This is a genomic window from Streptomyces sp. AC1-42W (assembly GCF_003248355.1).
Lineage (GTDB): Bacteria > Actinomycetota > Actinomycetes > Streptomycetales > Streptomycetaceae > Streptomyces.
Genome location: NZ_QKWY01000001.1, coordinates 2,029,115 through 2,054,462, shown reverse-complemented (window position 1 = coordinate 2,054,462; position 25,348 = coordinate 2,029,115). Strand labels below are relative to the sequence as shown.

Genomic DNA, 25,348 nt, shown 5'->3' with positions numbered 1-25,348 from the left:
CAGTGGAAGACGCATGGGAAGACGCGAAGCTCCGGTATCCGGTCGGCGGCAGGGCTCACGGGGTGGTCCGTGTGCGGCGCCCGTTCGGAGTGTTCATCGAGTTGGACGGTGCTCCCGAAGTGATCGCACTCCTGGACATCGCCTCGTACAATCCCGATCCACTGGTAGTCGAACTGCCCGAGGTCGGAGAAGGAGTCTTCGGCGAAGTGGCTTTCCACGACGAGCAGCAGAGGCAGATCCGAGTGCGGGTGGGCGCACCGTTCTGGAATGACGATGCCGGACGGGCGGACATGGGCGGGGGCTCAGGTGCGAACTGAACCCGAATCCCCCGAGATTCGGCAAACCCCGATGGGGGAGCAGGAGATGCCCGGCCCAGCTGAACTGGAGTAGCTCGATCAACGAACACGCGAGCGGCATCGAGCTGTGGCCGTAATGCAGACAATCGAAGATCCAGCAGGCGAGGGCGTGGTCGCATGGCTGACACGTCGACAGGGAGGACGACAGTCGGGCCCGCCCACCGCCCCCGTCTATATGGCGACGGCGGTTTTCGTCCAGGGCTCCGAGGAGGAAATCCGGCCGGGCTGGTCGGCATCAGCTGACCAGCTGAGTATCTTGCTACAGGAGACCGAACGGCTGGACAAAGGACACTGGAGGTGTCTGGTGGGATTCCTCGTGCCCGAGTTGGCCGCTCCCCACATGCGTCCCGGAGCCGAACTGGTGGTGCTGGAGGGGCCGCGCACCGTCGCCCGCTTGCGGATCGAGACCGTGCGCGGTCCGGAGGGAGGGACGTCGACGTGAGGGCCGCCACACTCATCGTCGGCGACGGACCGCGCAGCCCCAGGCGATGCGGGACCGGCATCCCCAGCACTCGGTGACGTGGGAAGTGAAGGCGGACATGTACGGAGAGTTCCTCACCCCCGACGACGAGGCCGTCTACGAGGCCACCGGCGAATGGCCGGACGCGGACGAGAGCGGCGCGCGGGTTCTCACCCTGCACGATGACACGGGGCAGTCGGTCGTCTTCTCCTACGATGCGGTGGGGAGGTCGGTGAGGATTCGCTGGGTGAACGATCAGGGGGTCGGGATGATGGACCTCTTCCGTGAAGGAGCGACGCGTCTCTCCTTCACATCAGGGAATTCGGCGAAGGGTATTTCCATCGAATTCCACATGGGCGAGTGCACGGGCTCCCTGGACATTCAGGTGACGCCCCGCATTTCGGTGAGCGACCGCCTCCTGTTCTCATAGGCGGCCGGTTCACAGGAGGGGAGCGAGAGATGGCCGCCCTGGCCCTCGCCGCCAGGCGTCTCAGCCGGGCGATCGACGGCGCCGACAGCCGGCAGATCAACGAAGCCGCCCGCGATTTCGTGGAGACGCTCACCTTCGCGACGGCTGATGAGATCCTTGCCATGCTTCGCGAGATCCTGGCCGAGGACTGGACGGCGTTGCCTCCCTGGGCCCGGAACCTCGCCTACCGCCTGGCCTGCCTGCAACGTCCTGATGACCCGCGACTGCTCCGCGAAGCAGCCGCCGACCTGCTCTGCTTCGGGCCCGACTGGGACGCGTTCGCCGAAGAACTCAAGAGCCGCGCGGCTGAGTTGGAGTAGCTCTGCCCACCACCGGTAGGCTCGTCGCCCGGTGGTCATGAAAGACGCATGGGAAGACGCGAAACTCCGGCACCCCGTCGGCAGCACGGCTCACGGGGTGGTACGAGTGCGGCGCCCGTTCGGGGTGTTCATCGAGCTGGACGGCTCTCCCGAGGTGATCGGGTTTCTGGACATCGCCTCGTACAACCCCGGCCCGCCGGTGGCCGGCCTGCCCGAGGTCGGGGCCGGGGTCTCCGGCGAAGTGGCCTACCACGACGAACGGAAGAGGCAGATCAGAGTCCGCGTGGGCGAACCCTTCTGGAACAACGCGGAACCGGGCAGCCCTTGGCCCTGGGTATTCGGCAGAACCGGTGAGTGAGCCAACCAGCCGGATCGGATGAGGTGATGATGGCGGTGCGACTGGGATTCGACGGTGACTGGTTTGCGACGGTGACGGGCGAGCCGCTCGATCTCGTTCCCCGTCTCCATACCGACCTGCAGCTTTCCCCCTGCGCGAACACCGTGGAACGGGAGGCGTTCCTCCTGGGTACCTTCGGCAGCCAGGACTGGCTGTGGGACGTGGTCGACATCCTGCGCTTCGATCCGGACGACCGGCGGCTGGTCGGGGCCGAATTCTGCATTCCGGAAGACGAGGCGTCGGCGGAGGACTCGGCTCGTCTCCGTCTCCCGCCCGAGACGCGGTCGGGCGGGCTCCGCGCGGACCAGGTCAAGGACTTCCGGCTGGAGGCCTGCACTGTACTGTGCCGTACCCCCGGCGACTCCGTGCTGACCTGCCTCCGCGACCTCGACGTCCTCGACGAGCCGCTGGAGGCGCGCGTACGCATCGCCCAGGACCTGGCGCTCCTCGTCCAGCACGGCACCGTCGTCGGCTGGAGTCTCACCGATCCCGTGCGCTACGTGACCACCCCGTACGTCGATCCCGACCCCGACCCGCCGGCGGCCGCCACCCGCAGACTGTTCACCGAGTGCATGGACCTGCTCGCCGAGCCGATGGCCTTCGCGCTCTCGGAAGGCGAACCGGCCGCCCTCGAACGGCTCCGGGCAGCCGATCAGGCCCTGCACGACCAGCGCGAGGACCGCCACCGGGCGAACGCCCTGCGCACGGTCATCAGCCAATACGTCGAGGACTACCTCGACGCGCCCGGGCGACAGCCATAGCCCGCCGCGCGAAGTGGCCGACTCCCCGGACGACACCGCAAGGCCGTCGCGTGCCGTCCCCTTCAACCGAAAGGACGGACCTGGGAGTTGGTTGTCGACACCGATACCGACATCATCCTCCGCTTCAACTTCGTCAGGTAGGAATGGCGCACGAATTCATCATTGAAGCAGCGACCCCTCTGGCGGGTACGCTTCGCTACTCCGAGGCTGACCGAGGGTTCTCCTTCCGGCCGCAAAGCCTTGACGACCTGGCTCGGCTGGAAGGGGGCGGAGGGCGGACGAGTCTCGTCGCCGACACCCTTCAACTGGAAGTCGCGGTGGACAGCGGTCGCGCCCTCTATGTGTGGGGCTACTTGCCGAAGGAATCGTGGCAGCGGGAGAAATTGAAACTGCCGACCTCCGCCGGCGGTGCCGTGGCAGTAAAACTGGATGACCCGCCGTTTGAGGAGCATATTTCTGCATCGATCGCTCGATCAGGCTGGGATTTTCTGTTCGATGAGGCTTCGGGGCTGGTCCGAGTCGTGCGAGATCGACGGGTTCCCGAGAAGCTGGTCGAGATCGCCGATGGCGTTCATCTTGGTCTGAACGGTACGGAATTCATCTCGTTCTGGCTCTGCCCGGAGTTCGTTGAGTACAACCACGCAGGCGGCCTTGCTGAGCAGCGTCAAGCGCTCACGCCGGATTTCCGTGGGGCGCATGGCGCGAGCTGCCCCCACGGGCCGCCGTACTGCGAAACGACGTACTGTCCAAGGCCTTCCCCGAGGCCTACGCCAGCGGGTAGGCGAGGATGTATCACGTGCCCGGCAACGGCATGAGTGGAATGAGTTCATGGCTGTAGTGATTGCAATGCTGGAAGAGCTCAGGGATGTCGCCCCGCTGACCGCCGAGGGTGCGGCGGCACGGTTCACTGCCCAGAAGTGGACGCCTGGGGAAAGGCCCCGCGACGGCGTGGAGACGTCGTGGGACAAGGACGGCGTCGGAAGCTGGATCCAGACGTTCCCCAGTCGGTCGGTCAGCGTCTCGTTCGCCGTCTGGATCCGCGACGTCGACGAGTCGGACTACTTCGACGACCTGGAAGCCGTCTACGAGCAGGGTGAGCAGGCGCTGGCCGACTTCCTGCCCGAGATCGAGGAATCCCCTCTCGTCGGCCACCTTGTCGAGGCCGAGCAGACGGAGGCGGACAGGGACGAATTCATCGCGGTGAAGAGATGGACCCTCGACACCCGGATCGTGACGGCCGGTGTGATCCAGCAGGACACCGATCTTCCGGTGATGGTCGTGGTGACGCTGGAGGAACCCGGCACCGCCTGAACCACCGCGCCCACGCCAGGAAGCCCGTTCCGTGAAAGCGCGACGCGTCTCTCTCAGAATTCCCTGTCGCAGTGGCCCACTGCGACACACAGGACAGGAAGGCCGGATGAGATGGTGACGGCGAGGCAACTGAGATTCGACGGTGGCTGGTCCGCGACGGTGACGGATGAGCCGCTGCGCCTCGTCCCCCGCTTCGAAGGCCGGACCGTACGTGTCATGCCCTGGGTGGACGTGACTGAGCGGGAGGAGTTCCTGCTGCATACATTCGGCAGCCAGGAACGTCTGTGGGACACGCCTGATGTCCTCCGCTTCACCCCGGCCGGCCGGGAACTGTCCGGGGCGGAGTTCCATGTGCCCGAGGAGTCCGCGTACGCCGGGGACCGCGCTCGCGTACCGCTCCGTCCCGCCGTACGCCCGGGCGGGCTGCGGGCGGACGAGGCTCGGGACTTCCGGCACGAGGTGACCTCGGTGCACTGCCGCGCTTCCGGGGACACCGTACTGACCTGCCTGCGCGACCTCGATGTCCTCGACGAGCCCCTGGACGCCCGCATCGGCATCGCCCAGGATCTGGCGCTCCTCGTCCAGCACGGCACCGTCGTCGGCTGGAGCCTGTCGGACCCCGCGCGATACGTCACCACCCCGGACGCCGTCCCTGACCCCGCCCCGCCGACAGCCGCCGTCCGAAGGCTGTTCACCGAGTGTCTGGACCTGATCACCCAGCCGCTGATCCTCGACGTGGAAGACCGAGAACCAGCGGCCCTCGAACGGCTCCGGGCAGCCGATCAGGCCCTGCGCGACCAGCGCGAGGACCGTCACCGGGCAGACGCCCTGCGCACGTTCATCAGCCAGTTGGTCAAGGACTGCATCGAGACCCCGGCCAGGCGACAGCCATAGCCCACCGCACTCAGCTCGGAGAAACTCTCACCCGGAACCGCCCGCACCGGTCGCCCGGTGAGGCGGTCGCCGCGTCAGCCCGCTGCCCGTGTTCCCGTCACCACGGTCGCGTACCGCTCCTCGCAAGTGGCCACCCGGGCGGTGAGGCCGGCGGCGGCGACGGCCTGTGCCGCGCGTTGCGCCTGGCGTTCGCTCGTCTCGACGAGGAGGCTGCCGCCGGGGGTCAGCCAGTGCGGTGCCTCGGCGGCGACGCGGCGCAGGACGTCGAGCCCGTCGCCGCCGCCGTCGAGCGCGACGAGCGGTTCGTGGACGCGGGCCTCGGCGGGCAGCAGGGGGACGTCCTCGCTCGGTACGTACGGCACGTTGGCGAGCAGCACGTCCACGCGCCCGCGCAGCGTTTCGGGCAGTGGGGCGAACAGGTCGCCCTCGTAGACGCGTCCGCGCTCCCCGATGTTGCGGCGGGCGCAGCGTACGGCGGCGGGCTCGACGTCGGCGGCGTGGAGTTCGACGCGGTCCAGGGCCGCGGCGAGGGCGGCACCGAGCGCGCCGGAGCCGCAGCACAGGTCGACGACGACGGCCGGGCCGCCGCCCTCGGGGTCCGGGGCGAGGGCGACGGCCCGTTCGATCAGGAACTCGGTGCGGCGGCGGGGGACGAAGACGCCGGGGTCCACGGCGATCCGCAGCCCGTTGAACTCGGCCCAGCCCAGGACGTGTTCGAGGGGATGTCCGGCGGCGCGCCGGCGCGCCATGGCATCGATGTCGGCGGGGTGGTCGGCGGTGGCGGCGATGAGCCCGGCCTCGTCCTCGGCGAAGACGCAACCGGCGGCGCGCAGTGCGGCGGCGAGGGAGGACAGGGCGGACGGTGACAGCGGGACCGGCATGGTGCGGAGCCTTTCGGAGAAACGCCGAGGGGTGCTCCGCGGCCGGGTCAGGTCCGGTCGGCCACGCGATCGCGGGAGGGGAGCACCCGGTGCGATACAGCGGTGATCGGTCCCACCTCCTTGGTCAGGTCCCCGTGCGGGGATGCGAAAGACTACCTCAGACGGCGCTCAGCGCCGCCGGGCCCGGTAGTCGTCGCCGCCGTTGAAGAAGCTGTTGTGGACGGCGTTCGACGAGTTCGCGGCGCGGATGTTGCGGATCTCCGCGCTGTGCTGCCGCTCGATCTCCTGGCCGTCGAAGTTGTGGGTACGCCGCCGCTGACGCAGGTTCACCCGCACGATCAGCAGAACGATCAGTGCCGAAAGCAATCCCATCAGACCAAGAACCGCGTGCACGATGCCCCTCCCCCTGGTCACGCCCCGCGAGGGGCCCGTGATCGTCCGCCCATTGTCCGGTACCGGGGGGAGGTAGTCCAGGCCGGCCGCCGGGGAGGCCGATCCTCGCGCCGGAACGTCTCAGACCGCGTCGTCGGGGGTGACGATCCCGGTAGCCGCGGCGAAGGAGACGTACGCGAAGAGGAAGCCGACGGCGAGGACGAGGACGATGGCGAGCACGCCGGGCAGGCGCTGTTTCCGCGACCGCAGGGCCAGGACGCGGCCGGGGTCGCGCGGGTCGTAGAGCGCCTCGATGCTCCAGGTGTTCACGGAGGAGAACACGGTCCGGATCATGCCGGACGGGTCCGTGAACACGTACTCGCCGGACCGGCCGTGGAGCCGGATGGCGGCGGTCCGGACGCCGTGCTTGCGCAGATACCGCTCTTCCACCGGCGTGTAGAGAAGGAACGCGCCGAGGGCGAGCACGGGGATCGCGACGAGGCCGAGCGGCGTGACGACGGCCAGGTTGGTGGGGGTGCCCAGGACGCCCACGAGCACGCTCACGCCGATGACCAGCACGACCCCGGCGTACGTGCCCAGCCGCATCCGGCGCAGCCACCTCCGGTAGCTCGGCTGGTACAGCCGCTCGCCGGAGACGAGCCCCGCCCCGTCGACCGGGTCCACGCCTTCGGGCCGCTCCGGCAGCGCCGCGTTCACCGCGTCGGCGAAGGCCGTGGCGGCCCCGGCGTCGGCCACGTCCCAGACCCGGTGGACGAACGGCTTGTCCATGACCGGCGAGGCGGTCAGCTCGATAGCGAGGTGGTCCGCCTCGACCCGCGCCCGGTTGATGGCCGCCAGCGGAATGTGCGCCTGCTCGTGCGGGCGCCGCACGGTCAGCCCACCGTCCTCCACGAGCACGACGGTGTCCGTGCCGGCGTGGAGAAGGGGTATGTGAGATGTGAGGGACATGTGCGTGATCGTATGCGCGAACACCGCTCCGGGGGAGTCCTTCGTCCCGGCATTCGACGCACCGTCACGCGGCCACGATGGCCTCGAAGATGTCGGCGTCGGTCTCCCGCTGCCACTGGGGCAACTCGCCCCAGTCCGCGACGTATCCGGGCTTCGGCTCCTCGAAGTGCTTGTACATCTGGGCCGTCCAGCACAGCGCCACGAACCGCCCCTTCTGCTCCCGCGAGAGCCGCGCCGCGTGCCCGCCGCTCACCTCGACGAACTGCCGCACCTGCTCGTACACCGCCCCGGCCGCCTCCCGCTCCCACAGCGGAGTCTCCTCCCACGGCGTGACGTACCCGGCCTTGGGTTCCCCGGGAAAATGCCGCCGCACCCCGGCGATCCAACTCTCCCGAAACAACCGCGCACCCTCGGGCTGCGACATGACTACCCCTCCTTCGCGATGTGTTCCGCACGCTGAGCGAACGCCCTGCCGTCGTGCGTGCGGACCTGCGGCGCACCGTCGAGCAGGGCATCGGCGACCCGGACCGCGTAGACCTCGGCCATCCGGGCCGTGACCTCGTCCGGGGTCAGCCACTCGACTGCGGTTGATTCGTCGGACAGTTGCTCACAGCCTCCCTCGGTGCGGCAGCGGAAGACCAGGGCGACGATGCCTCGGGACGTGTTCTTGTAAACCCCGGTCAACCGGTCGGCCCGCACCTTGAGACCGGTCTCCTCGAAGACCTCGCGCCGGACGCCGTCCTCCGGAGCCTCGGCCAATTCGAGCACGCCACCAGGCGGTTCCCAGGTCCCGTTGTCGGCTCGTCTGATCGCGAGTACGCGACCGTCCTCCCGGACGACGACTCCGGCCACGGACACGGAGTGAAGCGGCGTTGACGGGCTCTCTCGGCGGATGTTACTCATGTACATGAGGATAGGAGACTCAGAAGGACCATGACGGGCAGCGACGTAACCTCTTCGGCCAAGGCGAAGTATCTCCAGATCGCCGACGACCTCACGGCACAGATCAGGTCCGGCACACTGGCAGCCGGGGACCCTGTACCGAGCGAATCAACCCTCATGGAGCGTTACGGGGTCGCCTCGGGAACCGTGCGCAAGGCGGTCGCGGAGCTGCGAGCCACGCAGTTGATCGAGACCCACCATGGACGCGGCTCGTTCGTCCGCTCCCGGCCACCCGTGCAGCGCAAGTCCTCCGACCGGTTCCGCCGCATACACCGGAACGCGGGCAAGGCCGCCTACCTCGCGGAAGCAGAGCAATCCGACGGCAAGCCCTCCGTGGCCGTGCTCTTCATCGGCCCGGCCGAGGCACCCGAGGAGATCGCGAAACGGCTGGGCGTACCCCTCGGCTCCAAGGTACTCGCGCGCAAGCGCCGCTACTTCCGCGAGGGCGTCGCGACCGAGGAGGCCACCTCCTACCTGCCCTGGGACATCGCGAAGGACATCCCGGAACTGTTCGCCGAAAACCCCGGCGGGGGCGGGATCTACGCGCGCCTCGAAGAGAACGGCCACACCCTCGCGGAGTTCAGCGAAACGGTACGCGCCCGCCTCGCCACCAAGGCCGAGGCATCCGCACTGGCACTCAGCCCGGGTTCCCCGGTGATCCACCTCGTACGCGATGCCGAAGCGACGTCCGGGCGGATCGTAGAGGTGTGCGACACGCTCATGGCCGCCGATCAGTTCGTCCTGGAGTACCGCTTTCCCGCAACGGACTGAGCGGACGTCAGCCTTGCGCGCACCGGCGCACATTGCAGCGAAGACAGCCGCTTGACTCATGTACAGAAGTCGGGCAATCTCATCGACGTAACTCATGTACATGAGTACATGAGGTCGACTCTTACGCATGAGGTGCTCATGTCGTCGTTCAAGGTTGCCGCTACGCGTATGACGCTGCGGGTGTCACATGACTCGGGCCGGACGTGGGGTCCCATCACGGTGGTGCAGGCACCGAATGCACCAACGCTGCCCGTCCTGGGCGGATACCCGCCGTGCGACTGCGCACGGTGCGCGGAGCGGACCTCGCTCACGTCCAGCGGGGCGGTGTCGTGATGCGGTGTGCGCTCTGGCGTCGGCTGCCACTGTCCCTCGCCGAGGAGGCGCGTCGTACGGCAGCGTCAGGTTGCGTCGATGCCGCCGCACAATGCCAACTGTCCGGCCACACGAACGGCCCGCACTACGCACTCCTCGACGAGGCCGGCCCAACCACCGCTCTGTGGCTCCGATGGCATGACGCCGAAGTCGGGCTCAGCGTCCTCCCGGACTGCCCGTCCAACGCCCCCGGCCACGACGGCGACGCCTGCTGTCTGTTCGACGGCCATGGCGGTCCGCACAGTTGGCAGGACATGCGGCCGGATGACAATGGGCCGCATGGACCTTCTGTCGCATCTGGGGCAGACGCTCGATGAGTTGGACGCGCCCCGTTGGCCGGACGCGTCCGCCGGCTCCACGCAGCTGGTGCGGAAGGTGCACGCGCTGCGGCGGGTGCCGCTGGGGGAGTTGCGGGCGGCGGATCTTCGGGTGCTCGTCTCGCAGCAGGTGGCGTTGGCGTACGTCGTTCCGCTCGCCGTGCGGCTGTTGCTGGAGGAGCCGCTGCTCGACGCGTACTACTACGAGGGCGACCTGCTGCTCACGACCGTGAACGTGCCGGCGCCCGTGTGGGACCTGTTCCCGGAGTTGGCGCGGGAGTTGCGGGACGCCGTGGCCCGGCTGCCGGAGGGGGCGTTCGCCGGGCTCCCCCGTGGCGCCACGGAGGAGATCGGCCGCTTCCTCGCCTCGGCTCAGCGGAACTCGTGAACGACCTGGATCTCGCCCACGATGTGCGCGTTGAAGTCGTCCAGCTCCTCCGCCGGAACCCATAGTTCCAGGATCGTGCGTCCGCCCGCCTGCTGGACCGGGTAGCGGCGCAGGAAGTCCGTATCGACCTCGAAGCGGGTGACGAAACCGGCGCCGCTGTGCGGCACGTTCCAGTCGCGGGCGATGCGAATCGCGTAGTCCTCGTTGAGCACCGGGTAGAAGATCGGCTGCTCGGGAAGCCGGGGCGGCCAGGCACGCCAGCCCAGTTCGCGCACCAGAGCCAGCTCCTCGGGACCGGTCGGGCGCCAAAGGGTCGTCGTGGCTCGGCGGCTGTTCATGGGGCCGGACGATACCGGCCCCGCAAACCCGGCGGCCATGCCATTTCGACGCCGGGCCGCGCCGGCGTCGCCGGAGCGGCCGAGGGAGGGGCGCGCACACCTGACGTGGCGCGGCCCTCCCGGCGGAAACATCCAGCCGTGGCTACAGCACCGGCAGCAGCGCCTTCAGTTCGAAGGCCGTGACCTCGCTGCGGTATTCCTCCCATTCTCGCTTCTTGTTGCGGAGGAAGAAGTCGAAGACGTGTTCGCCCAGGGTTTCCGCGACCAGTTCGCTCTTCTCCATCAGGGAGATCGCCTCGCCCAGGTTCTGCGGGAGCGGTTCGATGCCCATCGCGCGGCGTTCCGCGTCGGAGAGGGCCCAGACGTCGTCGTCGGCGCCGGCCGGGAGTTCGTAGCCCTCCTCGATGCCCTTGAGGCCGGCGGCGAGCAGGACCGCGTAGCACAGGTAGGGGTTGGCGCCGGAGTCGATGGAGCGGACCTCGACGCGGGCGGAGCCGGTCTTGCCGGGCTTGTACATCGGGACGCGGATCAGCGCGGAGCGGTTGTTGTGGCCCCAGCAGATGTACGAGGGGGCCTCGCCGCCGGCGCCGGCCGCGCGGGACGAACCGCCCCAGATGCGCTTGTAGGAGTTGACCCACTGGTTGGTGACGGCGGAGATCTCCGCGGCGTGCCGCAGGAGGCCCGCGATGAAGGAGCGGCCCACCTTGGACAGCTGGTACTCCGCGCCGGACTCGTAGAAGGCGTTGCGGTCGCCCTCGAAGAGGGAGAGGTGGGTGTGCATGCCGGAGCCCGGGTACTCCGAGAACGGCTTCGGCATGAACGTCGCCTGCACGCCCTGTTCCAGCGCGACCTGCTTCATGACCAGGCGGAAGGTCATGATGTTGTCGGCGGTCGAGAGCGCGTCCGCGTACCGCAGGTCGATCTCCTGCTGGCCGGGCGCGCCCTCGTGGTGGCTGAACTCGACGGAGATGCCCATGGATTCGAGCATGGTGATCGCCTGGCGGCGGAAGTCCATGCCGACGTTCTGCGGGGTGTGGTCGAAGTAGCCGGAGCTGTCGGCGGGGGTGGGCCGGGTGCCGTCGACCGGCTTGTCCTTCAGCAGGAAGAACTCGATCTCGGGGTGGGTGTAGAAGGTGAAGCCCAGGTCCGAGGTCTTCGCCAGGATGCGCTTGAGCACGAAGCGCGGGTCGGCGAAGGACGGTGAGCCGTCCGGCATCAGGATGTCGCAGAACATCCGGGCCGTGCCCGGTGCCTCCGCGCGCCAGGGCAGGATCTGGAACGTCCCCGGATCGGGCTTGGCGATCATGTCCGACTCGTACACCCGGGCGAAGCCCTCGATCGCGGAGCCGTCGAACCCGATGCCCTCGTCGAACGCCTGCTCAAGCTCGGCGGGGGCCACGGCCACGGACTTGAGGTAACCGAGCACATCGGTGAACCACAGCCGTACGAACCGGATGTCGCGCTCCTCAAGGGTTCTGAGGACGAATTCCTGCTGCTTGTCCATAGCCACATCCTTGCAGTTCAGATGGCCCGGGCTCCACCTTCGCGGGCTGGGGAGGGACTCCAGTATCACGACCCCGGATTTCCCCCAGATTACGCACCCGACGTGACATGGAGCACGCGGCCACCCACTACGATCGGCGCGCGCCCCGTCTCCTCATCGCCCCTTCCCCGAAGGATTCACGACATGAGCTACGACCACGACCGCAGGACCCGCATAGAGCAGATGCGCAACGCCGACCGGGCGCGGGACCGCCGCGTCCGGGTCGTCGCCGTGAGCATGGGCGCCGTCCTGGTCGCCGGGCTCGTCGCCTTCGGCTCGTACGCGCTCATCGACAGGGCCGACGACAAGTCCGACCGCGTCGAGAGTTCGATGGGCGACGGCAAGAACGGGTCCGCCGCGCCCCGGGACGAGGACCTGGCCACCGGGCCCATCGAGGGCGAGAAGTCCTGGGACGCGAAGAAGCTGACCCGCAACCACGTCACGGACCCCGTCACGTACCCCATGAAGCCCCCGGTCGGCGGCGACCACAGCCCGGTCTGGATGAACTGCGACGGCGAGGTCTACAAGAAGGCCATCCCCGACATGAACGCCGTGCACGCCCTGGAGCACGGTTCGGTCTGGGTGACGTACAACGACAAGGCGCCCGACGCCGATGTGGCGAAGCTGGCGGACCGGGTGGCGACGACGCCGTACTCGCTGATGAGCCCCTACCCGGACCAGGCCGGGGCGATCATGCTGACGGCGTGGGGCAAGCAGGTCACCGTGGACGGCGCGGACGACCCGAGGGTCGCGCAGTTCTTCACCCACTACGTGCAGGGGCCGCAGACGCCCGAGCCGGGCGCCGCCTGCACGGGCGGCCTCGACGGCTCGTAGGGGCCGACTGCGCACCGGGCCCGGCGCCGGGCGGGCGGGGCCCGGTCCGGTCCGGTCCGGTCCGGAAATTCCCGCGTACCGGAAAACCACCCGTATGGCCGATAGCGGTCGCGTCCCCCGAACGGGTCCATGACGATGGGTGCGCTCGGGGTTGTACGTCCGGCCGTCCCTCGGTACGCAGGAGGAATCCCCCATGACCACCGCCAAGGACATCATGCACACCGGCGCCACCTGGATTCCGGCGCACGAGACCCTCGACCGCGCCGCGCAGATGATGCGCGAGCACCACGTCGGCGCACTGCCCATCTCGGCCAGCGGTGAGCAGGACCGGATGATCGGCATCCTCACGGACCGCGACATCGTCGTCGGCTGCGTGGCGGAGGGCCGCGACCCGTCCAAGGTCACCGCGGGCGAACTCGCCCAGGGCACGCCCCGCTGGATCGACGCGGACGCGGACGTGGAGGCGGTGCTGAGGGAGATGCAGAACCACCAGATCCGCCGGCTCCCGGTCGTCGAGAACAAGAGGCTGGTCGGCATGATCAGCGAGGCCGACCTGGCCCGGCACCTGTCCGACGACCAGATCGCCGACTGGGCGGAGAAGGTGTACTCGCGCACCGGGCAGCACTGAATCCGGCACCCACCGTCCGGCGCACCGGACCGGTGATTGTCGCGCGCCGCGCACCACCGAATCCGGCGCGGCGTGCCCTGTCTCACGCGGCCCGCCCAGGCATCGCGTCAGTCAGACGATTAGAGTGGGCCGCGTGCCTCAACTACGCCTCGCACTGAATCAGATCGACTCGACCGTCGGCGACCTCGCCGGCAACACCGAGGCGATCGTCCACTGGACCCGGCACTCCGCCGAACAGGGCGCCCACTTCGTGGCGTTCCCCGAGATGGTGCTGACCGGCTACCCCGTCGAGGACCTGGCCCTGCGGTCGTCCTTCGTCGAGGCCTCGCGGCAGGCGCTGCGCGCGCTCGCCGCCCGGCTCGACGCGGAGGGCCTCGGGGAGGTTCCCGTCCTCGTCGGCTACCTCGACCGCTCGGAGTTCGCGGCGGAGCGCTACGGCCAGCCCGCCGGTTCGCCGCGCAACGCCGCCGCGGTGCTGCACCGCGGCGGGATCGCGCTGAACTTCGCCAAGCACCATCTGCCGAACTACGGCGTCTTCGACGAGTTCCGGTACTTCGTGCCGGGCGACTCGATGCCCGTGGTGCGGGTGCACGGCATCGATGTGGCGCTCGCGATCTGCGAGGACCTCTGGCAGGACGGCGGCCGCGTGCCGGGCGCGCGCGCCGCCGGGGCCGGGCTGCTGCTGTCGGTCAACGCCTCGCCGTACGAGCGGGACAAGGACGACACCCGGCTCGAACTGGTCCGTAAGCGGGCCCGCGAGGCCGGCTGCACGACCGCCTACCTCGCGATGATCGGCGGCCAGGACGAGCTGGTCTTCGACGGCGACTCGATCGTCGTGGACCGGGAGGGCGAGGTCATCGCGCGCGCCCCGCAGTTCGCCGAGGGCAGCGTGATCCTCGACCTGGAGCTGCCGGCCGCCGCGGCCGAGCCGCCGTCCGGTGTGGTCACCGACGGTCTGCGCATCGACCACGTGGTCCTCTCGGAGGAGCCGCTGCCGCCGTACGAGGCGGAGCTGGCCGGCGGGTACGCGGACCGGCTGGACGACGACGAGGAGCTGTACACGGCCCTCGTGGTGGGCCTGCGGGCCTACGCCGCGAAGAACGGCTTCAACAGCGTGCTCATCGGGCTCTCCGGAGGCATCGACTCGGCGCTGGTCGCCGCGATCGCCTGCGACGCGCTGGGCGCCCCGCAGGTGTACGGGGTGTCGATGCCGTCCAAGTACTCCTCGGACCACTCCAAGGGCGACGCGGCCGAGCTGGCCCGGCGGACCGGGCTCAACTTCCGCACCGTCCCCATCGAGCCGATGTTCGACGCGTACATGGGCTCGCTGGGGCTGACCGGGCTCGCGGAGGAGAACCTCCAGTCGCGGCTGCGCGGCACGATGCTGATGGCCATCTCCAACCAGGAGGGCCAGATCGTGCTGGCTCCGGGCAACAAGTCGGAGCTGGCCGTCGGCTACTCGACGCTGTACGGGGACTCGGTCGGCGCGTACGGGCCGATCAAGGACGTGTACAAGACGTCCGTGTTCCGGCTGGCGAAGTGGCGCAACCGGGCCGCCGAGGAGCGCGGGCAGACGCCGCCGATCCCGGAGGCGTCCATCACCAAGCCGCCGAGCGCCGAGCTGCGGCCGGGCCAGGTGGACACGGACTCGCTGCCGGACTACGACGTGCTCGACCGCATCCTGGAGCTGTACGTGGACCGGGACCAGGGCCTCGACGCCATCGTCTCGGCCGGGTTCGACCCGGCGCTGGTGGCGAAGACGCTGCGGATGGTGGACGCGGCGGAGTACAAGCGGCGGCAGTACCCGCCGGGGACGAAGATCTCGCCGAAGGGGTTCGGGAAGGACCGGCGGCTGCCGATCACCAACCGCTGGCGCGAGAACGGCTGACGCCGGTACGACGGAGCCGTGGGGCCCGGGGACGCGTCCCTGGGCCCCACGGCTCCGTCGTGCCCCGGTCAGAGCCTGACGCGGGCGGCGATCGGGAGGTGGTCGCTGCCGGTGGCCGGGAGGGTCCAGGAGGACATCGGTTCGACGCCCTTGACCAGGATCTGGTCGATCCGGGCCATCGGGAACGAGGCCGGCCAGCTGAACCCGAAGCCGTCGCCCGCCGCGCCCTGGGTGGAGCGCAGCTGGGAGGTGACCGCGTTGAGCGAGCGGTCGTTCATCGTCCCGTTGAGGTCGCCGAGGAGGGCGACGCGGGACAGCCGCTCGTGCGCGATGGCCTTGCCGAGGGCGTCGGCGCTCTGGTCGCGCTGGTTGGCGGTGAACCCGGCGTGCAGTTTGACCCGTACGGAGGGCAGGTGCGCCACGTACACGGCGAGCGGGCCCTCGGGCGTGGTGACGGTGGTGCGCATGGCGCGGACCCAGCCCATCTTCAGGTCCACCGGGCGGGTGTCGCTGAGCGGGTACTTGCTCCACAGGCCGACCGTGCCCTGCACGGAGTGGTAGCGGAAGCGTCCGGCGAGCGCCTTCTCGTACGCCGCGACCTTGCCCGCGGGCAGTTCCTGGAGGGCGACGACGTCCGCGCCGGAGCCCGCGACCTGGTCGGCGGTGGCGGCGGGGTCCGGGTTGTCGGCGTTGACGTTGTGGGTGGCGACGGTGAGGTCGCCGCCGCTGCCGGACTTGTCGGTGAACAGGCCGCCGAACATGTTGAGCCAGACCACGACCGGCAGCAGCAGCGCCACCAGGGCGGTGCCCGAGCGGCGCACCAGGCCCAGGACCAGCAGCAGCGGAATGAACAGGCCGAACCAGGGCAGGAACGTCTCGGTGAGGCTGCCCAGGTTGCCGATGCGGTTGGGGACCCGGGCGTGGAAGGCCATGACGAGGGTCAGCAGGACGGCCAGGGCCGCCAGGACGATGCCGCGACGCCAGATGCCGGGGTCGCGGGTGAGTCTGTCGCGCAGGTCCCGGAAGCGGGAGCCGGTGGGCCGCGGCCCCAGGCCGTTCCCGGTGTCCGCCCTGTACGCCTGCACCATCGCGCTGTCCTCACTGCCTTGCCGTACACATCGCCGCGTCCCCGACCCTAGGGGATGAGCGATGCCTTTCACGCCGCCCGGTGCGGTGGTTCTGCCACGAGGACGTGGCGGACGGCTCCGGCAGTTCCTGCGGGGCGGCGAATCGCGGGCTCTGTGACGAAACGATCACATACGCCCGGCTCCGGCGCGTCCGCCCGTGTCGTCCGGGGCCGGGCCGGGCCGCCGGGGCGCGAGACCCTCGACGGCCAGGGCGATGATGCGGTCGGCGAGGTCCTCCGGCAGCGGCGCGTCGGGCCGGTGCATGGTGCGTACGAGCATGGGGCCGAGGAACAGGTCGTCCATCAGCTCCACGTCCGTGTCGTCGCGCAGCTCCCCCGCCTCCACGGCGCGCCGGACGGCGGCGACCATGGCGAGGCGGCGGGGGGCGATGACCGTGCCGTGGTAGGCGTCCCAGAGCCTGGGCAGGCTCTTCATCTGCGCGAACACGTTGTGCAGCAGGACCGAGGAGCGCTGGGCGAGGCCGCGCCTGCGCGTCGATTCCAGCAGGACGCGCAGATCGCGCAGGCCGCCGGTGCCGGAGACCTCCGGTTCCGGCGGCTCGATGGCGCGGAGCACGTCGACGAACAGCTCCTCGCGGCCGGCCCAGCGCCGGTAGATGGTGGCCTTGCCGACCCCGGCGGTGCGGGCGATGCGCTCGATGGAGAGGGCGGCGAGCGGTTCGCCGGCCTCGATCAGCTCGACGACGGCGTCCAGGATGGCCCGCTCGGCGGCGGCACTGCGCGGCCGCCCCCGGCGGGGCTCGTGTTCCTCGCCGGGGCCCCGGCCGCAGTCTCCGCAGCCGGGAGCCCCGCCGGACCGCTCGCCCGACGCGTCCGCCTCGCCGGCAGCCCGTTCCTCCGGTGCCTGAGCCTGCACGTGAACCACCTTTCGCCGCCCCTGATTCTCTCCGACGCGCGAGGGGGTCCCGGCGTCAGCGTTCGGCGCCGGCCGGGGCGGGTCGCTCCTCCTCGTGCACGGGACGCGGTGCGGCCGGTTCGCGGCCCGGCAGCCACAGGGCGACGACCAGCGTGCCGACGAGGGCGACCGCGGCCGAGCCGATGGCGGTGACGTGCATGGCGTTCATGAAGGCGTCGTGCGCGGCGCCGACCAGCGGGGCGCCCTCGGGGCCCAGCTTCCCGGCGACGGCCAGGGTGGCCTCGATGGACTCCCCCGCCGCGTCGCGGGCCGCGGCGGGCAGCGCGCCGAGGTGGTCCTCGATGTCGCCCCGGTAGACGGCGGACAGCACCGAGCCGAGTACGGCGATGCCGAGCGCGCCGCCGACCTGGCGGAAGGTGTTGTTGACGGCCGAGCCGGAGCCCGCCTTCTCGCGCGGCAGGGCCTGCATGACGGCCACGGTGACCGGCGGCATGACGTGCGCCATGCCGGTGCCCTGGACGAAGAAGACGACGCACATCAGCCAGACGGGCGTGTCGGCGTCGAACAGGGCGAAGGCGGCCAGGCCGACGGCGACGGCGAACATGCCGGCGGTGCAGACGGCGCGGGCCCCGAAGCGGGCGACGACGATCCTGGCGCGCGGGGCGAAGACCATCTGGGCGATGGCCAGCGGCAGGATCAGCAGCCCGGACTCCAGGGCGCTCCAGCCGCGCACGCTCTGCATGTAGAAGGCGGAGAAGAAGGTGACGCCCATCAGCGCGAAGAAGACCAGCGCGATGGCGGCGACGGCCGCGGAGAAGGCGGGCTTCCTGAAGTACGCGATGTCGATGGCCGGGCTGGCGCTGCGCTTCTCATGGAGGACGAAGAGCACCAGGACGGCGAGGCCGCCGGCGACCGGCAGCAGGACCGAGGTGTCGGTGAAGTCGGCGAGTTCGCCGCCCCGGATGATGCCGTACACCAGCAGCACCAGGCCGATGATGGAGAGGACCACGCCGAGCGGGTCGAGCCGGCCGGGGCGCGGGTCCTTCGAGTCCGGTACGAGCAGCACCATGGCGACCAGCGCGATGATGACGACGGGCACGTTGACGAGGAAGATCGAACCCCACCAGAAGTGTTCGAGGAGCAGGCCGCCGGTGATGGGACCGATCGCGATGCCGAGGCCGACGCTGCCCGCCCAGATGCCGATGGCCTTGGGCTGCTCGTCGCGTTCGAAGACGTTCATCAGGACGGCCAGCGTGGCCGGCATGACGAAGGCGGCGCCGAAGCCCATCAGGGCGCGCCAGGTGATGAGCTGGCCGGGCGAGTCGGACATGGCGGCGAGCGCGGAGCCGAGGCCGAAGAGGGTGATGCCGAAGAGCAAAACCTTCTTGCGCCCCAGCCGGTCACCGAGGAGGCCCGCGGTGAACAGGAGGCCGGCGAAGACGAGCGTGTAGGAGTTGATCGCCCACTCCAGCTCGCTCTGGGTGGCGCCGATGCCGGTGGGCGCGGGCGAGGCGATCGTCTTGACGGCGACGTTCAGGATCGAGTTGTCCAGCACCACGATGAGCAGGCTGAACATCAGGACGACGAGAATCGCCCAGCGGCGGCGGTGGACCGCCTCCGGTATCCGGGAGACGGCGGGAGCGCCGGAAGGTGTGGACATGGGGAGCAGCCTAACGGCATTCCGATACGAGACCGTCTCGTATTGTAAATTCTTTACCGAGGTCCGGGAGGTGCGGCCCACTTCCCGCGACCGGCTCCGGGATGCCACCATGGAAGTGATCCGGGGACGCCGTCAGGGCGCCTCGAGATGACGAAGGAGCCACCTGCCATGTCGCTTCCGGCTGCGCAGAATCAGTCCGCATCCCCCGCGAGCACCCCGTCCGACAGCGGAAAGACGCTGTACGGGGGCAAGAGCAACCGCCGGGTCACCGTCCACGACATCGCCGCGGCCACCGCGCGCGGCGAGAAGTGGCCCATGCTCACCGCCTACGACGCGATGACCGCGTCCGTGTTCGACGAGGCCGGCATCCCGGTCATGCTCGTCGGCGACTCGATGGGCAACTGTCACCTCGGCTACGAGACCACCGTGCCGGTCACCATGGACGAGATGGCCGTGCTGTCCGCCGCCGTCGTCCGGGGCACCAGGCGCGCGCTGATCGTCGCCGACCTGCCCTTCGGGGCGTACCAGGAGGGCCCGGTCCAGGCCCTGCGCAACGCCACCCGGCTGATCAAGGAGTCCGGCGTCGGCGCCGTGAAGCTGGAGGGCGGCGAGCGCAGCCACGAGCAGATCAGGCTGCTGGTCGAGGCCGGCATCCCGGTCATGGCCCACATCGGCCTCACCCCGCAGTCCGTCAACGCGATGGGCTACCGGGTCCAGGGCCGGGGCGAGGAGGCCGCCCAGCAGCTGCTGCGCGACGCCAAGGCCGTGCAGGACGCGGGCGCGTTCGCCGTCGTGCTGGAACTCGTACCGGCCGAACTGGCCGCCGAGGTCACCCGCACCCTGCACATCCCCACGGTCGGGATCGGCGCGGGCCCCGACACCGACGCGCAGGTGCTGGTCTACACCGACATGGTCGGGCTGACCGGCGGCAAGGTGCCGCGCTTCACCAAGCAGTACGCCGACCTGCGGCAGATCCTCGGCGACGCCGCGAAGGCGTACGCGGAAGAGGTCGTCGGCGGCGCGTTCCCGGCCCCGGAGCACACCTTCCACTGACCACCACCGGCAACGACGACGGCCCGCCGACTCCCCCATCGGCGGGCCGTCGGCCGTCCCGGGGCGGCTGTCGGCGGGTTGTCGGTCCGCTGTCGGCGGACTGTCGGTGGCGGCTGGTCCACTGGTGGGCATGACGCGAATCGACAAGAACCCCGCAAGCGGCGGGAACGCCGTAGAGGTACGGGGACTGGTCAAGCACTACGGCGAGACCAGGGCCCTGGACGGTGTGGACCTGGATGTGCGCGAGGGCACCGTGCTCGGTGTGCTCGGCCCCAACGGCGCCGGCAAGACCACCCTCGTACGCTGCCTCTCCACGCTGATCGTGCCCGACGCCGGGACCGCGGTCGTCGCCGGCTTCGACGTGGTGAAGCAGCCCCGCGCGCTGCGCCGCACCATCGGCCTGACCGGCCAGTACGCCTCGGTGGACGAGAAGCTCTCCGGCTGGGAGAACCTCTACATGATCGGGCGGCTGCTCGACCTGCCCCGCAAGAGGGCGCGGGCGCGGGCCGACGAGCTGCTGGAGCGGTTCTCGCTCACGGACGCGGCGAAGAAGGCCGCGATGGAGTACTCCGGCGGTATGCGCCGCCGGCTCGACCTGGCCGCCTCCATGATCGGCAACCCGGCCGTCCTCTACCTGGACGAGCCGACGACGGGGCTCGACCCCCGCACCCGCAACGAGGTCTGGGACGAGGTGCAGCGCATGGTCGCGGAGGGGGCGACCGTGCTCCTCACCACCCAGTACATGGAAGAGGCCGAGCAGCTGGCCAGCGAGCTGACCGTCATCGACAAGGGCCGCATCATCGCCAGCGGCGGTGTCGACGAGCTGAAGGCCAAGGTCGGCGGCCGCACCCTGCAGATCCGCCCCTCCGACCCGGCCGAACTGGCCCCGATGGCGCAGGCGCTGCGCGAGACCGGCCTCGACGGGGTGGCGGGCGCGCAGGCCGTCCCGGACGAGGGACTGCTCTACGTACCGATCCTCAGCGACGAACAGCTGACCGCCGTCATCGGGCTGCTCGGCGCCCGCGGCTTCTCGCTGGCCCATGTCGCCACCGCGCTGCCCAGCCTGGACGAGGTGTTCCTCGCCATCACCGGCGACAGGGCCACCGTCACCGACACGACTCCCGAGGAGGTCGCGGCATGAGCACGACGACCCTGACACCCGCTCCCACCGGCACGTCCGTCCGCCCGCCGGCCGCCCGGCCGCACGACGAGGGCTCGATCGGACTGCGGAACAACCTGCGCCACATCGGGGCGCTGGTGCGGCGCAATCTGCTCCAGATCAAGCGAGATCCGGAGTCGATGTTCGACGCGCTGCTGATGCCCGTCATCTTCGTGCTGCTGTTCGTGTACGTCTTCGGCGGCTCGGTCGGCGGCAGCATGGGCGGCGGCCGGCAGGAGTACCTGAACTATCTGATCCCCGGCCTGATGGCGATGATGGGCATGAACATCGCCATGGCCGTCGGCAGCGGTGTCAACGACGACTTCCGCAAGGGGGTCATGGACCGCTTCCGCACGATGCCCATCGCCCGGTCCTCGGTGCTCATCGCCAAGATCGTGGTCGAGCTGGGCAGGATGATGGTCGCCACGCTGATCCTGCTCGGCATGGGCTTCGCGCTCGGCATGGAGCTGCACGGCTCCGTCCTCGGCCTGATCGGGGCGATCGGGCTCGCGGCCGCGTTCGGCGCCGCGATCATGTGGATCTTCATCCTGCTCGGGCTGGCGATGAAGACGCCCCAGGCGGTTCAGGGCATGGGGATGCTGGTCATGATGCCGCTGCAGTTCGGGTCCTCGATCTTCGCCCCGCCCGCGACGATGCCGGGCTGGCTCCAGTCGTTCACGGACTACAACCCGCTGTCGAACCTGGCCGACGCGGCGCGCGGCCTCATGATGGGCACCCCGCTCGGCAACTCGGTCTGGCTGACGCTCGGCTGGGCCGTGGTCATCACGGCGGTCATGGCGCCGCTCGCGGTCTCCAGGTTCCGCAAGAAGTCCTGAGCAGCGGGTTCGAGTCCCGTCACACGTCGACGAGGGCGGCCGCCTCCTCCACGGAGAGGCGGGCGCCCTCGGCGTACGCGGCCTCGAAGGCGGCGTCCCCCAGCCGGCCGCGCACCAGCGCCTCGGCACGGGCGAAGTTCTCGCGCTCCATCGCGTTCAGGAAGTGGCCCCGCGGCAGGTTCTCCCGGCCGGCGCCCAGCAGCCGCGCCGCGGTACGGGAGCGCTCGTCGCCGCCGAGCCCGCCCAGCGCCCAGGCGAGGATCACCAGATTGATCACCGCCATCTGCGGCGCCACCATCTGCGTCAGCGGGTCCCGCAGCCCGCGCAGCGCCCGCCCGGCGCGGTCCAGCGCGCGGGCGTACTCGCCGTCCTGGTTGTCCAGCCAGGCCAGGCCGCCCAGGACGAACCCCTCGAAGACCGCCATCGTCTGGGAGCCGAACTCGTCGAGGAGCAGGCCGAACTGCTCGCGCGCCTCGGCGGTCCGCCCCTCCCGGCCCAGCCACATCGCCAGGAACAGCCGGGCCGCGGGCCGCGCCTCGTGCCCCGTCCGGCGCTCGTCGCCCAGCACCTCGCGCATCATCGCCTCGCCCTCCGCGCCCCGGCCCAGCTCGGTGAGCACGGAGGCGTAGCGGATGCGCAGCACGGACACCTGGGCCAGGGCGCCCAGCTTCTCCGCCGAGCCGATCGCGGCCTGGTAGTCGGTGGCGGCGCGCGCGTAGTCGCCCTGCTTCTCGTTGGCCTCGCCGCGCGAGGAGAGCGCCTCGGCCATGCCCCAGTCGTCGCCGAGCCGGCGGAAGATCGCCAGGCTCTCGTCGGCGTCCGTATGGGCCTCGCCCGCCCAGTCGGGGCGGTTGGCCAGCACATTGGCCCGCATCTGGAGGGCGGCGGCCAGCTCCCACTCGTAGCCGTACGCGCGGGCGCCGCGCACGGTCTCGTCCAGCAGATGGCGCAGGTCGGCGACGCCGCCCGTGAGCATCACGGCGTAGAACCAGAGCGAGGCCGGGCTGCGGCAGGTCTGCGGCTGGCCGGCCCGGTAGGTGGCGACGATCGCCCGCAGCCGCTCCATGCCGGCCTCGTTCGTCCACTGGTCCATGGCGTGGTCCATGTTGACCAGCTGGACCAGCGTCACCTGGCGCCGCGCCTCCTCCAGCAGCTCCTGCCGCATGGGCGGGGGCGCGTCGGTGCAGCGCTCGTGGATGGACGGGGCGGGCCGTACGGGCGGCGCGAACGGGTCGGGGCCGAGGGCGGCGGCCGCGTCGGCCCAGTGCAGGGCGTCGGCGCGCAGGTTGCGGATCTGCCAGTACCAGGAGAGCGACAGCACCATGCAGAGCGCCTCCTGCTCGTCGCGGGCGGCGACGGCGTGGCGCAGGGCGGTGCGCAGGTTCTCGTACTCGCGCTGGAGCAGCGTCACGGCGGCGAGCTGGCCGGAGCCGCGCAGCAGCGGGTCGGTCGTACGGGCCAGCTCGCGGAAGAACACGAGGTGCCGGCGCTCCACCGCGTCCCGCTCCCCCGACTCCGCCAGCCGCTCCGCCGCGTACTCGCCGATGGTCTCCAGGAGCCGGTAGCGCATCTGGCCGTCGTCCACCGGGGCGGCCACGACCAGCGACTTGTCCACCAGGGAGCCCAGCAGGCGGGCGACGTCGCCGGACCGTCCCGCGGTGTCCGCGCAGACGGCCTCGGCGGCCTCCAGGGTGCAGCCGCCGGCGAAGACGGACAGCCGGCGCAGGATGACGCGTTCGTCGTCGTCGAGGAGCTCCCAGGACCAGTCGACCACCGCGCGCAGGGTCTGCTGGCGGGGCAGCACGGTCCGGCTGCCGCTGGTGAGCAGGCGGAAGCGGTCGTCGAGCCGGTCCGCGATCTGCTGCGGGGTGAGCATCCGCAGCCGGGCGGCGGCGAGTTCGATGGCGAGCGGCAGGCCGTCCAGGCGGCGGCAGATCTCGGCGGCGGCCGCCGCCGTCGCCGCGTCCTGGTCCACCCGGAAGCCGGGCCGGGCGGCGGCGCCGCGCTCGGCGAGCAGCCGCAGGGCGGTCGGGTCCGGCAGCGGATCGACCGGCCGCAGGTTCTCGCCCGGCACGCCGAGGGGTTCCCGGCTGGTCGCGAGGACGGTGAGCCGGGGGCAGCGGGCCAGCAGGTGGTCGGCGAGGGCGGCGGCGGCCTCGATGACGTGCTCGCAGTTGTCGAGGAGGAGCAGCATGCGGCGGTGCGCGCAGTACTCGGTGAGCCGGGCCAGTGACTCGCCGGCGGCGCGCTCCTCGCCGGCGGCCCGTTCGGCCGCCCGGAGCTCCCCGGCCCCCGCCCCGCTCAGCACCGTCTCGCGTGCGCCCAGCGCGGCGAGCACCGCCTCCGGTACAGCCTCCGGGTCGTCCACCGGGGCGAGTTCGGCGAGCCAGACGCCGTCCGGCCAGGTGCCGGGGTCGATGGTGTCCGCGACCTCCTGGGAGAGCCGGGTCTTGCCGGCTCCGCCGGGTCCGAGGAGGGTGACGAGCCGGGCGCGGGAGAGGTCGCCGCGCAGCTCCGCCATCTCCCGTTCCCGGCCGACGAAGCTGGTGAGCCGGGCGCGGAGGTTGCCCAGCGGCGCGGGGGCGGCGGGCGGTGCGGGCGGGGCCGCCGGGGCGGGGCTCGCGGGCCGCTGCCGCAGCAGTTCGGCGTACAGGGTGGTCAGCTCGGTGCCCGGATCGGTGCCGAGTCGGTCGGCGATCAGGGTGCGCACCTCGTCGTAGGCGGCCAGGGCCTGGGCGGTGCGCCCGGCGTCGCGCAGGGCGCGCAGGCGCAGCGCCTGGAGGGGTTCGTCGAGGGGGTGTTCGTCGCAGAGGGCGGCCAGTTCCGGCAGCGCCTCGGTGGCGCGGCCGAGGCGGAGGGCGGCGGTGAGCCGGTCCCGGCGGGCGTCGAGCCGGCGGGCCGTCCAGCGGGTGGCGGCGGCGTGCCGGTCGGGGAGGTCGGTGAGGGCGGGGCCCCGCCAGAGGGCGAGCGCCTCGTCCAGGAGGGCCGTGGCGCGGGCCGGGTCGCCGTCGGCGAGGGCCCGTGCGCCGTCGCCGGCGAGCCGGTCGAAGCGGAACAGGTCGATGTCCTCGGGCCGGGCGGCCAGCCGGTAGCCGCTCTCCGCCGATGCGACGGCCTCGTGCCCGACGGCCCGGCGCAGCCGTCCCACCAGGGCCTGGAGCGCGCCGGCCGCGTCGGCGGGCGGTTCGCCGTCCCACACCTCGTCCACGAGGACGGCGACCGGGACCGTGCGGCCCGGCCGCAGCGCGAGCACGGTCAGCAGGGCGCGCAGCCGCGCACCGCCGACGGGGAGGGGCGTGCCGTCGTCGCCGAGTGCCTGGGTGGTGCCGAGGATGCCGTAACGCACCCGCCCATTCTCCGTGACCCGCCCCGCGGTACGCACAGCCGCCCCGTCCCGTGTCCCCGCCCCGCTCGTCATACCCCCAC

The 25,348-nt window shown here is 70.8% G+C and carries 28 protein-coding genes; 17 read left to right on the top strand and 11 right to left on the bottom strand.

Translation table 11 applies throughout. From position 1 onward, the window contains the following. The first annotated feature begins 2 nt into the window (after nucleotides 1–2). The 9 genes from DNK56_RS34670 (at nucleotide 3) to DNK56_RS09355 (ending at nucleotide 4,968) form a co-directional block, all read left to right on the top strand. Nucleotides 3–317, top strand: coding sequence for an RNA-binding protein (locus DNK56_RS34670; RefSeq protein ID WP_146610503.1), 315 nt, complete (start codon nucleotides 3–5; stop codon nucleotides 315–317). A 343-nt stretch (nucleotides 318–660) separates the two neighbouring features. Then, nucleotides 661–798, top strand: a complete 138-nt coding sequence (locus tag DNK56_RS35290; protein WP_199563809.1) for a hypothetical protein — start codon at nucleotides 661–663, stop codon at nucleotides 796–798. 73 nt (nucleotides 799–871) lie between these two features. Beyond that, nucleotides 872–1,246: a hypothetical protein gene (locus tag DNK56_RS09385; protein ID WP_241989823.1), complete on the top strand. Its 375-nt coding sequence runs from the start codon at nucleotides 872–874 to the stop codon at nucleotides 1,244–1,246. Between the two features lie 29 nt (nucleotides 1,247–1,275). Then, a complete protein-coding gene (locus tag DNK56_RS09380) occupies nucleotides 1,276–1,605 on the top strand; it encodes a hypothetical protein (protein ID WP_111332317.1) in 330 nt (109 codons plus the stop codon). 106 nt (nucleotides 1,606–1,711) lie between these two features. Further along, nucleotides 1,712–1,963 carry a hypothetical protein gene (locus DNK56_RS09375; RefSeq protein WP_111332315.1) on the top strand — a complete coding sequence of 84 codons (252 nt, stop codon included), beginning with the start codon at nucleotides 1,712–1,714 and terminating at the stop codon, nucleotides 1,961–1,963. A 29-nt stretch (nucleotides 1,964–1,992) separates the two neighbouring features. Then, nucleotides 1,993–2,763: a hypothetical protein gene (locus DNK56_RS09370; RefSeq protein ID WP_241989822.1), complete on the top strand. Its 771-nt coding sequence runs from the start codon at nucleotides 1,993–1,995 to the stop codon at nucleotides 2,761–2,763. A gap of 143 nt (nucleotides 2,764–2,906) precedes the next feature. Next, nucleotides 2,907–3,578, top strand: coding sequence for a hypothetical protein (locus tag DNK56_RS34665; RefSeq protein WP_146610504.1), 672 nt, complete (start codon nucleotides 2,907–2,909; stop codon nucleotides 3,576–3,578). Between the two features lie 13 nt (nucleotides 3,579–3,591). After that, nucleotides 3,592–4,074 (top strand): hypothetical protein, encoded by a 483-nt coding sequence (locus DNK56_RS09360; protein ID WP_111332311.1) that lies wholly within the window; start codon nucleotides 3,592–3,594, stop codon nucleotides 4,072–4,074. 111 nt (nucleotides 4,075–4,185) lie between these two features. Then, the gene (locus tag DNK56_RS09355) at nucleotides 4,186–4,968 is read left to right on the top strand and encodes a hypothetical protein (RefSeq protein WP_111332309.1); all 783 of its coding nucleotides are present in this window, start codon (nucleotides 4,186–4,188) and stop codon (nucleotides 4,966–4,968) included. A 74-nt stretch (nucleotides 4,969–5,042) separates the two neighbouring features. Here the strand turns inward: DNK56_RS09355 and DNK56_RS09350 are convergent, their stop codons facing one another. The 5 genes from DNK56_RS09350 to DNK56_RS09330 form a co-directional block, all read right to left on the bottom strand. Further along, nucleotides 5,043–5,849, bottom strand: coding sequence for a putative protein N(5)-glutamine methyltransferase (locus DNK56_RS09350; RefSeq protein ID WP_111332307.1), 807 nt, complete (start codon nucleotides 5,847–5,849; stop codon nucleotides 5,043–5,045). Between the two features lie 168 nt (nucleotides 5,850–6,017). Then, nucleotides 6,018–6,242 (bottom strand): hypothetical protein, encoded by a 225-nt coding sequence (locus tag DNK56_RS09345; protein ID WP_111332305.1) that lies wholly within the window; start codon nucleotides 6,240–6,242, stop codon nucleotides 6,018–6,020. Nucleotides 6,243–6,362: 120 nt separating this feature from the next. Then, the gene (locus tag DNK56_RS09340; protein ID WP_146610505.1) at nucleotides 6,363–7,190 is read right to left on the bottom strand and encodes a hypothetical protein; all 828 of its coding nucleotides are present in this window, start codon (nucleotides 7,188–7,190) and stop codon (nucleotides 6,363–6,365) included. 64 nt (nucleotides 7,191–7,254) lie between these two features. Beyond that, the gene (locus DNK56_RS09335) at nucleotides 7,255–7,614 is read right to left on the bottom strand and encodes a hypothetical protein (RefSeq protein WP_111332301.1); all 360 of its coding nucleotides are present in this window, start codon (nucleotides 7,612–7,614) and stop codon (nucleotides 7,255–7,257) included. 2 nt (nucleotides 7,615–7,616) lie between these two features. After that, nucleotides 7,617–8,105 carry an NUDIX hydrolase gene (locus tag DNK56_RS09330; protein WP_111332299.1) on the bottom strand — a complete coding sequence of 163 codons (489 nt, stop codon included), beginning with the start codon at nucleotides 8,103–8,105 and terminating at the stop codon, nucleotides 7,617–7,619. A gap of 18 nt (nucleotides 8,106–8,123) precedes the next feature. Between DNK56_RS09330 and DNK56_RS09325 the strand changes: the two genes are divergently transcribed. Together DNK56_RS09325 and DNK56_RS09315 are read left to right on the top strand one after the other, a co-directional pair. Then, entirely contained in the window at nucleotides 8,124–8,903 is a 780-nt protein-coding gene (locus tag DNK56_RS09325; RefSeq protein ID WP_111332297.1) for a GntR family transcriptional regulator, read from the top strand. A gap of 651 nt (nucleotides 8,904–9,554) precedes the next feature. Continuing rightward, on the top strand, nucleotides 9,555–9,980 hold the full coding sequence (locus tag DNK56_RS09315) for a contact-dependent growth inhibition system immunity protein (protein WP_111335629.1): 426 nt from the start codon (nucleotides 9,555–9,557) through the stop codon (nucleotides 9,978–9,980). Here DNK56_RS09315 and DNK56_RS09310 read toward each other — a convergent pair. Then, the gene (locus DNK56_RS09310; protein ID WP_111332295.1) at nucleotides 9,965–10,318 is read right to left on the bottom strand and encodes a hypothetical protein; all 354 of its coding nucleotides are present in this window, start codon (nucleotides 10,316–10,318) and stop codon (nucleotides 9,965–9,967) included. The genes DNK56_RS09315 and DNK56_RS09310 overlap by 16 nt on opposite strands. 142 nt (nucleotides 10,319–10,460) lie before the next feature. Continuing rightward, nucleotides 10,461–11,822: a type I glutamate--ammonia ligase gene (gene glnA / locus DNK56_RS09305; RefSeq protein ID WP_111332293.1), complete on the bottom strand. Its 1,362-nt coding sequence runs from the start codon at nucleotides 11,820–11,822 to the stop codon at nucleotides 10,461–10,463. 222 nt (nucleotides 11,823–12,044) lie between these two features. Between glnA and DNK56_RS09300 the strand changes: the two genes are divergently transcribed. From DNK56_RS09300 to DNK56_RS09290, 3 genes are all read left to right on the top strand, one after another. Then, nucleotides 12,045–12,695, top strand: a complete 651-nt coding sequence (locus DNK56_RS09300) for a DUF3105 domain-containing protein (protein WP_111335627.1) — start codon at nucleotides 12,045–12,047, stop codon at nucleotides 12,693–12,695. A 193-nt stretch (nucleotides 12,696–12,888) separates the two neighbouring features. Beyond that, on the top strand, nucleotides 12,889–13,323 hold the full coding sequence (locus DNK56_RS09295; protein WP_111332291.1) for a CBS domain-containing protein: 435 nt from the start codon (nucleotides 12,889–12,891) through the stop codon (nucleotides 13,321–13,323). A 133-nt stretch (nucleotides 13,324–13,456) separates the two neighbouring features. Next, nucleotides 13,457–15,211: an NAD+ synthase gene (locus tag DNK56_RS09290; RefSeq protein ID WP_111335625.1), complete on the top strand. Its 1,755-nt coding sequence runs from the start codon at nucleotides 13,457–13,459 to the stop codon at nucleotides 15,209–15,211. 68 nt (nucleotides 15,212–15,279) lie between these two features. Here DNK56_RS09290 and DNK56_RS09285 read toward each other — a convergent pair whose 3' ends face one another. The 3 genes from DNK56_RS09285 to DNK56_RS09275 all read right to left on the bottom strand — a co-directional run bounded on the left by DNK56_RS09285 (nucleotide 15,280) and on the right by DNK56_RS09275 (nucleotide 18,874). Next, nucleotides 15,280–16,299: an endonuclease/exonuclease/phosphatase family protein gene (locus DNK56_RS09285; protein WP_111332289.1), complete on the bottom strand. Its 1,020-nt coding sequence runs from the start codon at nucleotides 16,297–16,299 to the stop codon at nucleotides 15,280–15,282. A 165-nt stretch (nucleotides 16,300–16,464) separates the two neighbouring features. Next, nucleotides 16,465–17,214: a TetR/AcrR family transcriptional regulator gene (locus DNK56_RS09280; RefSeq protein WP_111332287.1), complete on the bottom strand. Its 750-nt coding sequence runs from the start codon at nucleotides 17,212–17,214 to the stop codon at nucleotides 16,465–16,467. A gap of 55 nt (nucleotides 17,215–17,269) precedes the next feature. Next, the gene (locus DNK56_RS09275; protein WP_111332285.1) at nucleotides 17,270–18,874 is read right to left on the bottom strand and encodes an MFS transporter; all 1,605 of its coding nucleotides are present in this window, start codon (nucleotides 18,872–18,874) and stop codon (nucleotides 17,270–17,272) included. A gap of 168 nt (nucleotides 18,875–19,042) precedes the next feature. On the opposite strand from DNK56_RS09275, the gene panB reads away from it, so the two are divergent. The 3 genes from panB (at nucleotide 19,043) to DNK56_RS09260 (ending at nucleotide 21,922) form a co-directional block, all read left to right on the top strand. Next, a complete protein-coding gene (gene panB / locus DNK56_RS09270) occupies nucleotides 19,043–19,927 on the top strand; it encodes a 3-methyl-2-oxobutanoate hydroxymethyltransferase (protein ID WP_111332283.1) in 885 nt (294 codons plus the stop codon). 130 nt (nucleotides 19,928–20,057) lie between these two features. Then, complete coding sequence (locus tag DNK56_RS09265; protein ID WP_111332281.1) at nucleotides 20,058–21,068, top strand: ATP-binding cassette domain-containing protein; 1,011 nt, start codon at nucleotides 20,058–20,060, stop codon at nucleotides 21,066–21,068. Continuing rightward, complete coding sequence (locus tag DNK56_RS09260) at nucleotides 21,065–21,922, top strand: ABC transporter permease (protein ID WP_111332279.1); 858 nt, start codon at nucleotides 21,065–21,067, stop codon at nucleotides 21,920–21,922. The genes DNK56_RS09265 and DNK56_RS09260 overlap by 4 nt, the downstream gene beginning before the upstream one ends. Nucleotides 21,923–21,941: 19 nt before the next feature. Here DNK56_RS09260 and DNK56_RS09255 read toward each other — a convergent pair whose 3' ends face one another. Further along, complete coding sequence (locus DNK56_RS09255; protein ID WP_111332277.1) at nucleotides 21,942–25,268, bottom strand: BTAD domain-containing putative transcriptional regulator; 3,327 nt, start codon at nucleotides 25,266–25,268, stop codon at nucleotides 21,942–21,944. Nucleotides 25,269–25,348 lie beyond the last annotated feature (80 nt).

Bases quoted from the DNA above. Each gene is read 5' to 3' on its own strand.
- DNK56_RS09380 (WP_111332317.1), top strand. From the start codon at position 1,276: ATGGCCGCCCTGGCCCTCGCCGCCAGGCGTCTCAGCCGGGCGATCGAC.
- DNK56_RS09370 (WP_241989822.1), top strand. From the start codon at position 1,993: ATGGCGGTGCGACTGGGATTCGACGGTGACTGGTTTGCGACGGTGACG.
- DNK56_RS34665 (WP_146610504.1), top strand. From the start codon at position 2,907: ATGGCGCACGAATTCATCATTGAAGCAGCGACCCCTCTGGCGGGTACG.
- DNK56_RS09360 (WP_111332311.1), top strand. From the start codon at position 3,592: ATGGCTGTAGTGATTGCAATGCTGGAAGAGCTCAGGGATGTCGCCCCG.
- DNK56_RS09355 (WP_111332309.1), top strand. From the start codon at position 4,186: ATGGTGACGGCGAGGCAACTGAGATTCGACGGTGGCTGGTCCGCGACG.
- DNK56_RS09350 (WP_111332307.1), bottom strand. From the start codon at position 5,849: ATGCCGGTCCCGCTGTCACCGTCCGCCCTGTCCTCCCTCGCCGCCGCA.
- DNK56_RS09340 (WP_146610505.1), bottom strand. From the start codon at position 7,190: ATGTCCCTCACATCTCACATACCCCTTCTCCACGCCGGCACGGACACC.
- DNK56_RS09335 (WP_111332301.1), bottom strand. From the start codon at position 7,614: ATGTCGCAGCCCGAGGGTGCGCGGTTGTTTCGGGAGAGTTGGATCGCC.
- DNK56_RS09325 (WP_111332297.1), top strand. From the start codon at position 8,124: ATGACGGGCAGCGACGTAACCTCTTCGGCCAAGGCGAAGTATCTCCAG.
- DNK56_RS09315 (WP_111335629.1), top strand. From the start codon at position 9,555: ATGGACCTTCTGTCGCATCTGGGGCAGACGCTCGATGAGTTGGACGCG.
- DNK56_RS09310 (WP_111332295.1), bottom strand. From the start codon at position 10,318: ATGAACAGCCGCCGAGCCACGACGACCCTTTGGCGCCCGACCGGTCCC.
- glnA (WP_111332293.1), bottom strand. From the start codon at position 11,822: ATGGACAAGCAGCAGGAATTCGTCCTCAGAACCCTTGAGGAGCGCGAC.
- DNK56_RS09300 (WP_111335627.1), top strand. From the start codon at position 12,045: ATGCGCAACGCCGACCGGGCGCGGGACCGCCGCGTCCGGGTCGTCGCC.
- DNK56_RS09295 (WP_111332291.1), top strand. From the start codon at position 12,889: ATGACCACCGCCAAGGACATCATGCACACCGGCGCCACCTGGATTCCG.
- DNK56_RS09285 (WP_111332289.1), bottom strand. From the start codon at position 16,299: ATGGTGCAGGCGTACAGGGCGGACACCGGGAACGGCCTGGGGCCGCGG.
- DNK56_RS09275 (WP_111332285.1), bottom strand. From the start codon at position 18,874: ATGTCCACACCTTCCGGCGCTCCCGCCGTCTCCCGGATACCGGAGGCG.
- panB (WP_111332283.1), top strand. From the start codon at position 19,043: ATGTCGCTTCCGGCTGCGCAGAATCAGTCCGCATCCCCCGCGAGCACC.
- DNK56_RS09265 (WP_111332281.1), top strand. From the start codon at position 20,058: ATGACGCGAATCGACAAGAACCCCGCAAGCGGCGGGAACGCCGTAGAG.
- DNK56_RS09260 (WP_111332279.1), top strand. From the start codon at position 21,065: ATGAGCACGACGACCCTGACACCCGCTCCCACCGGCACGTCCGTCCGC.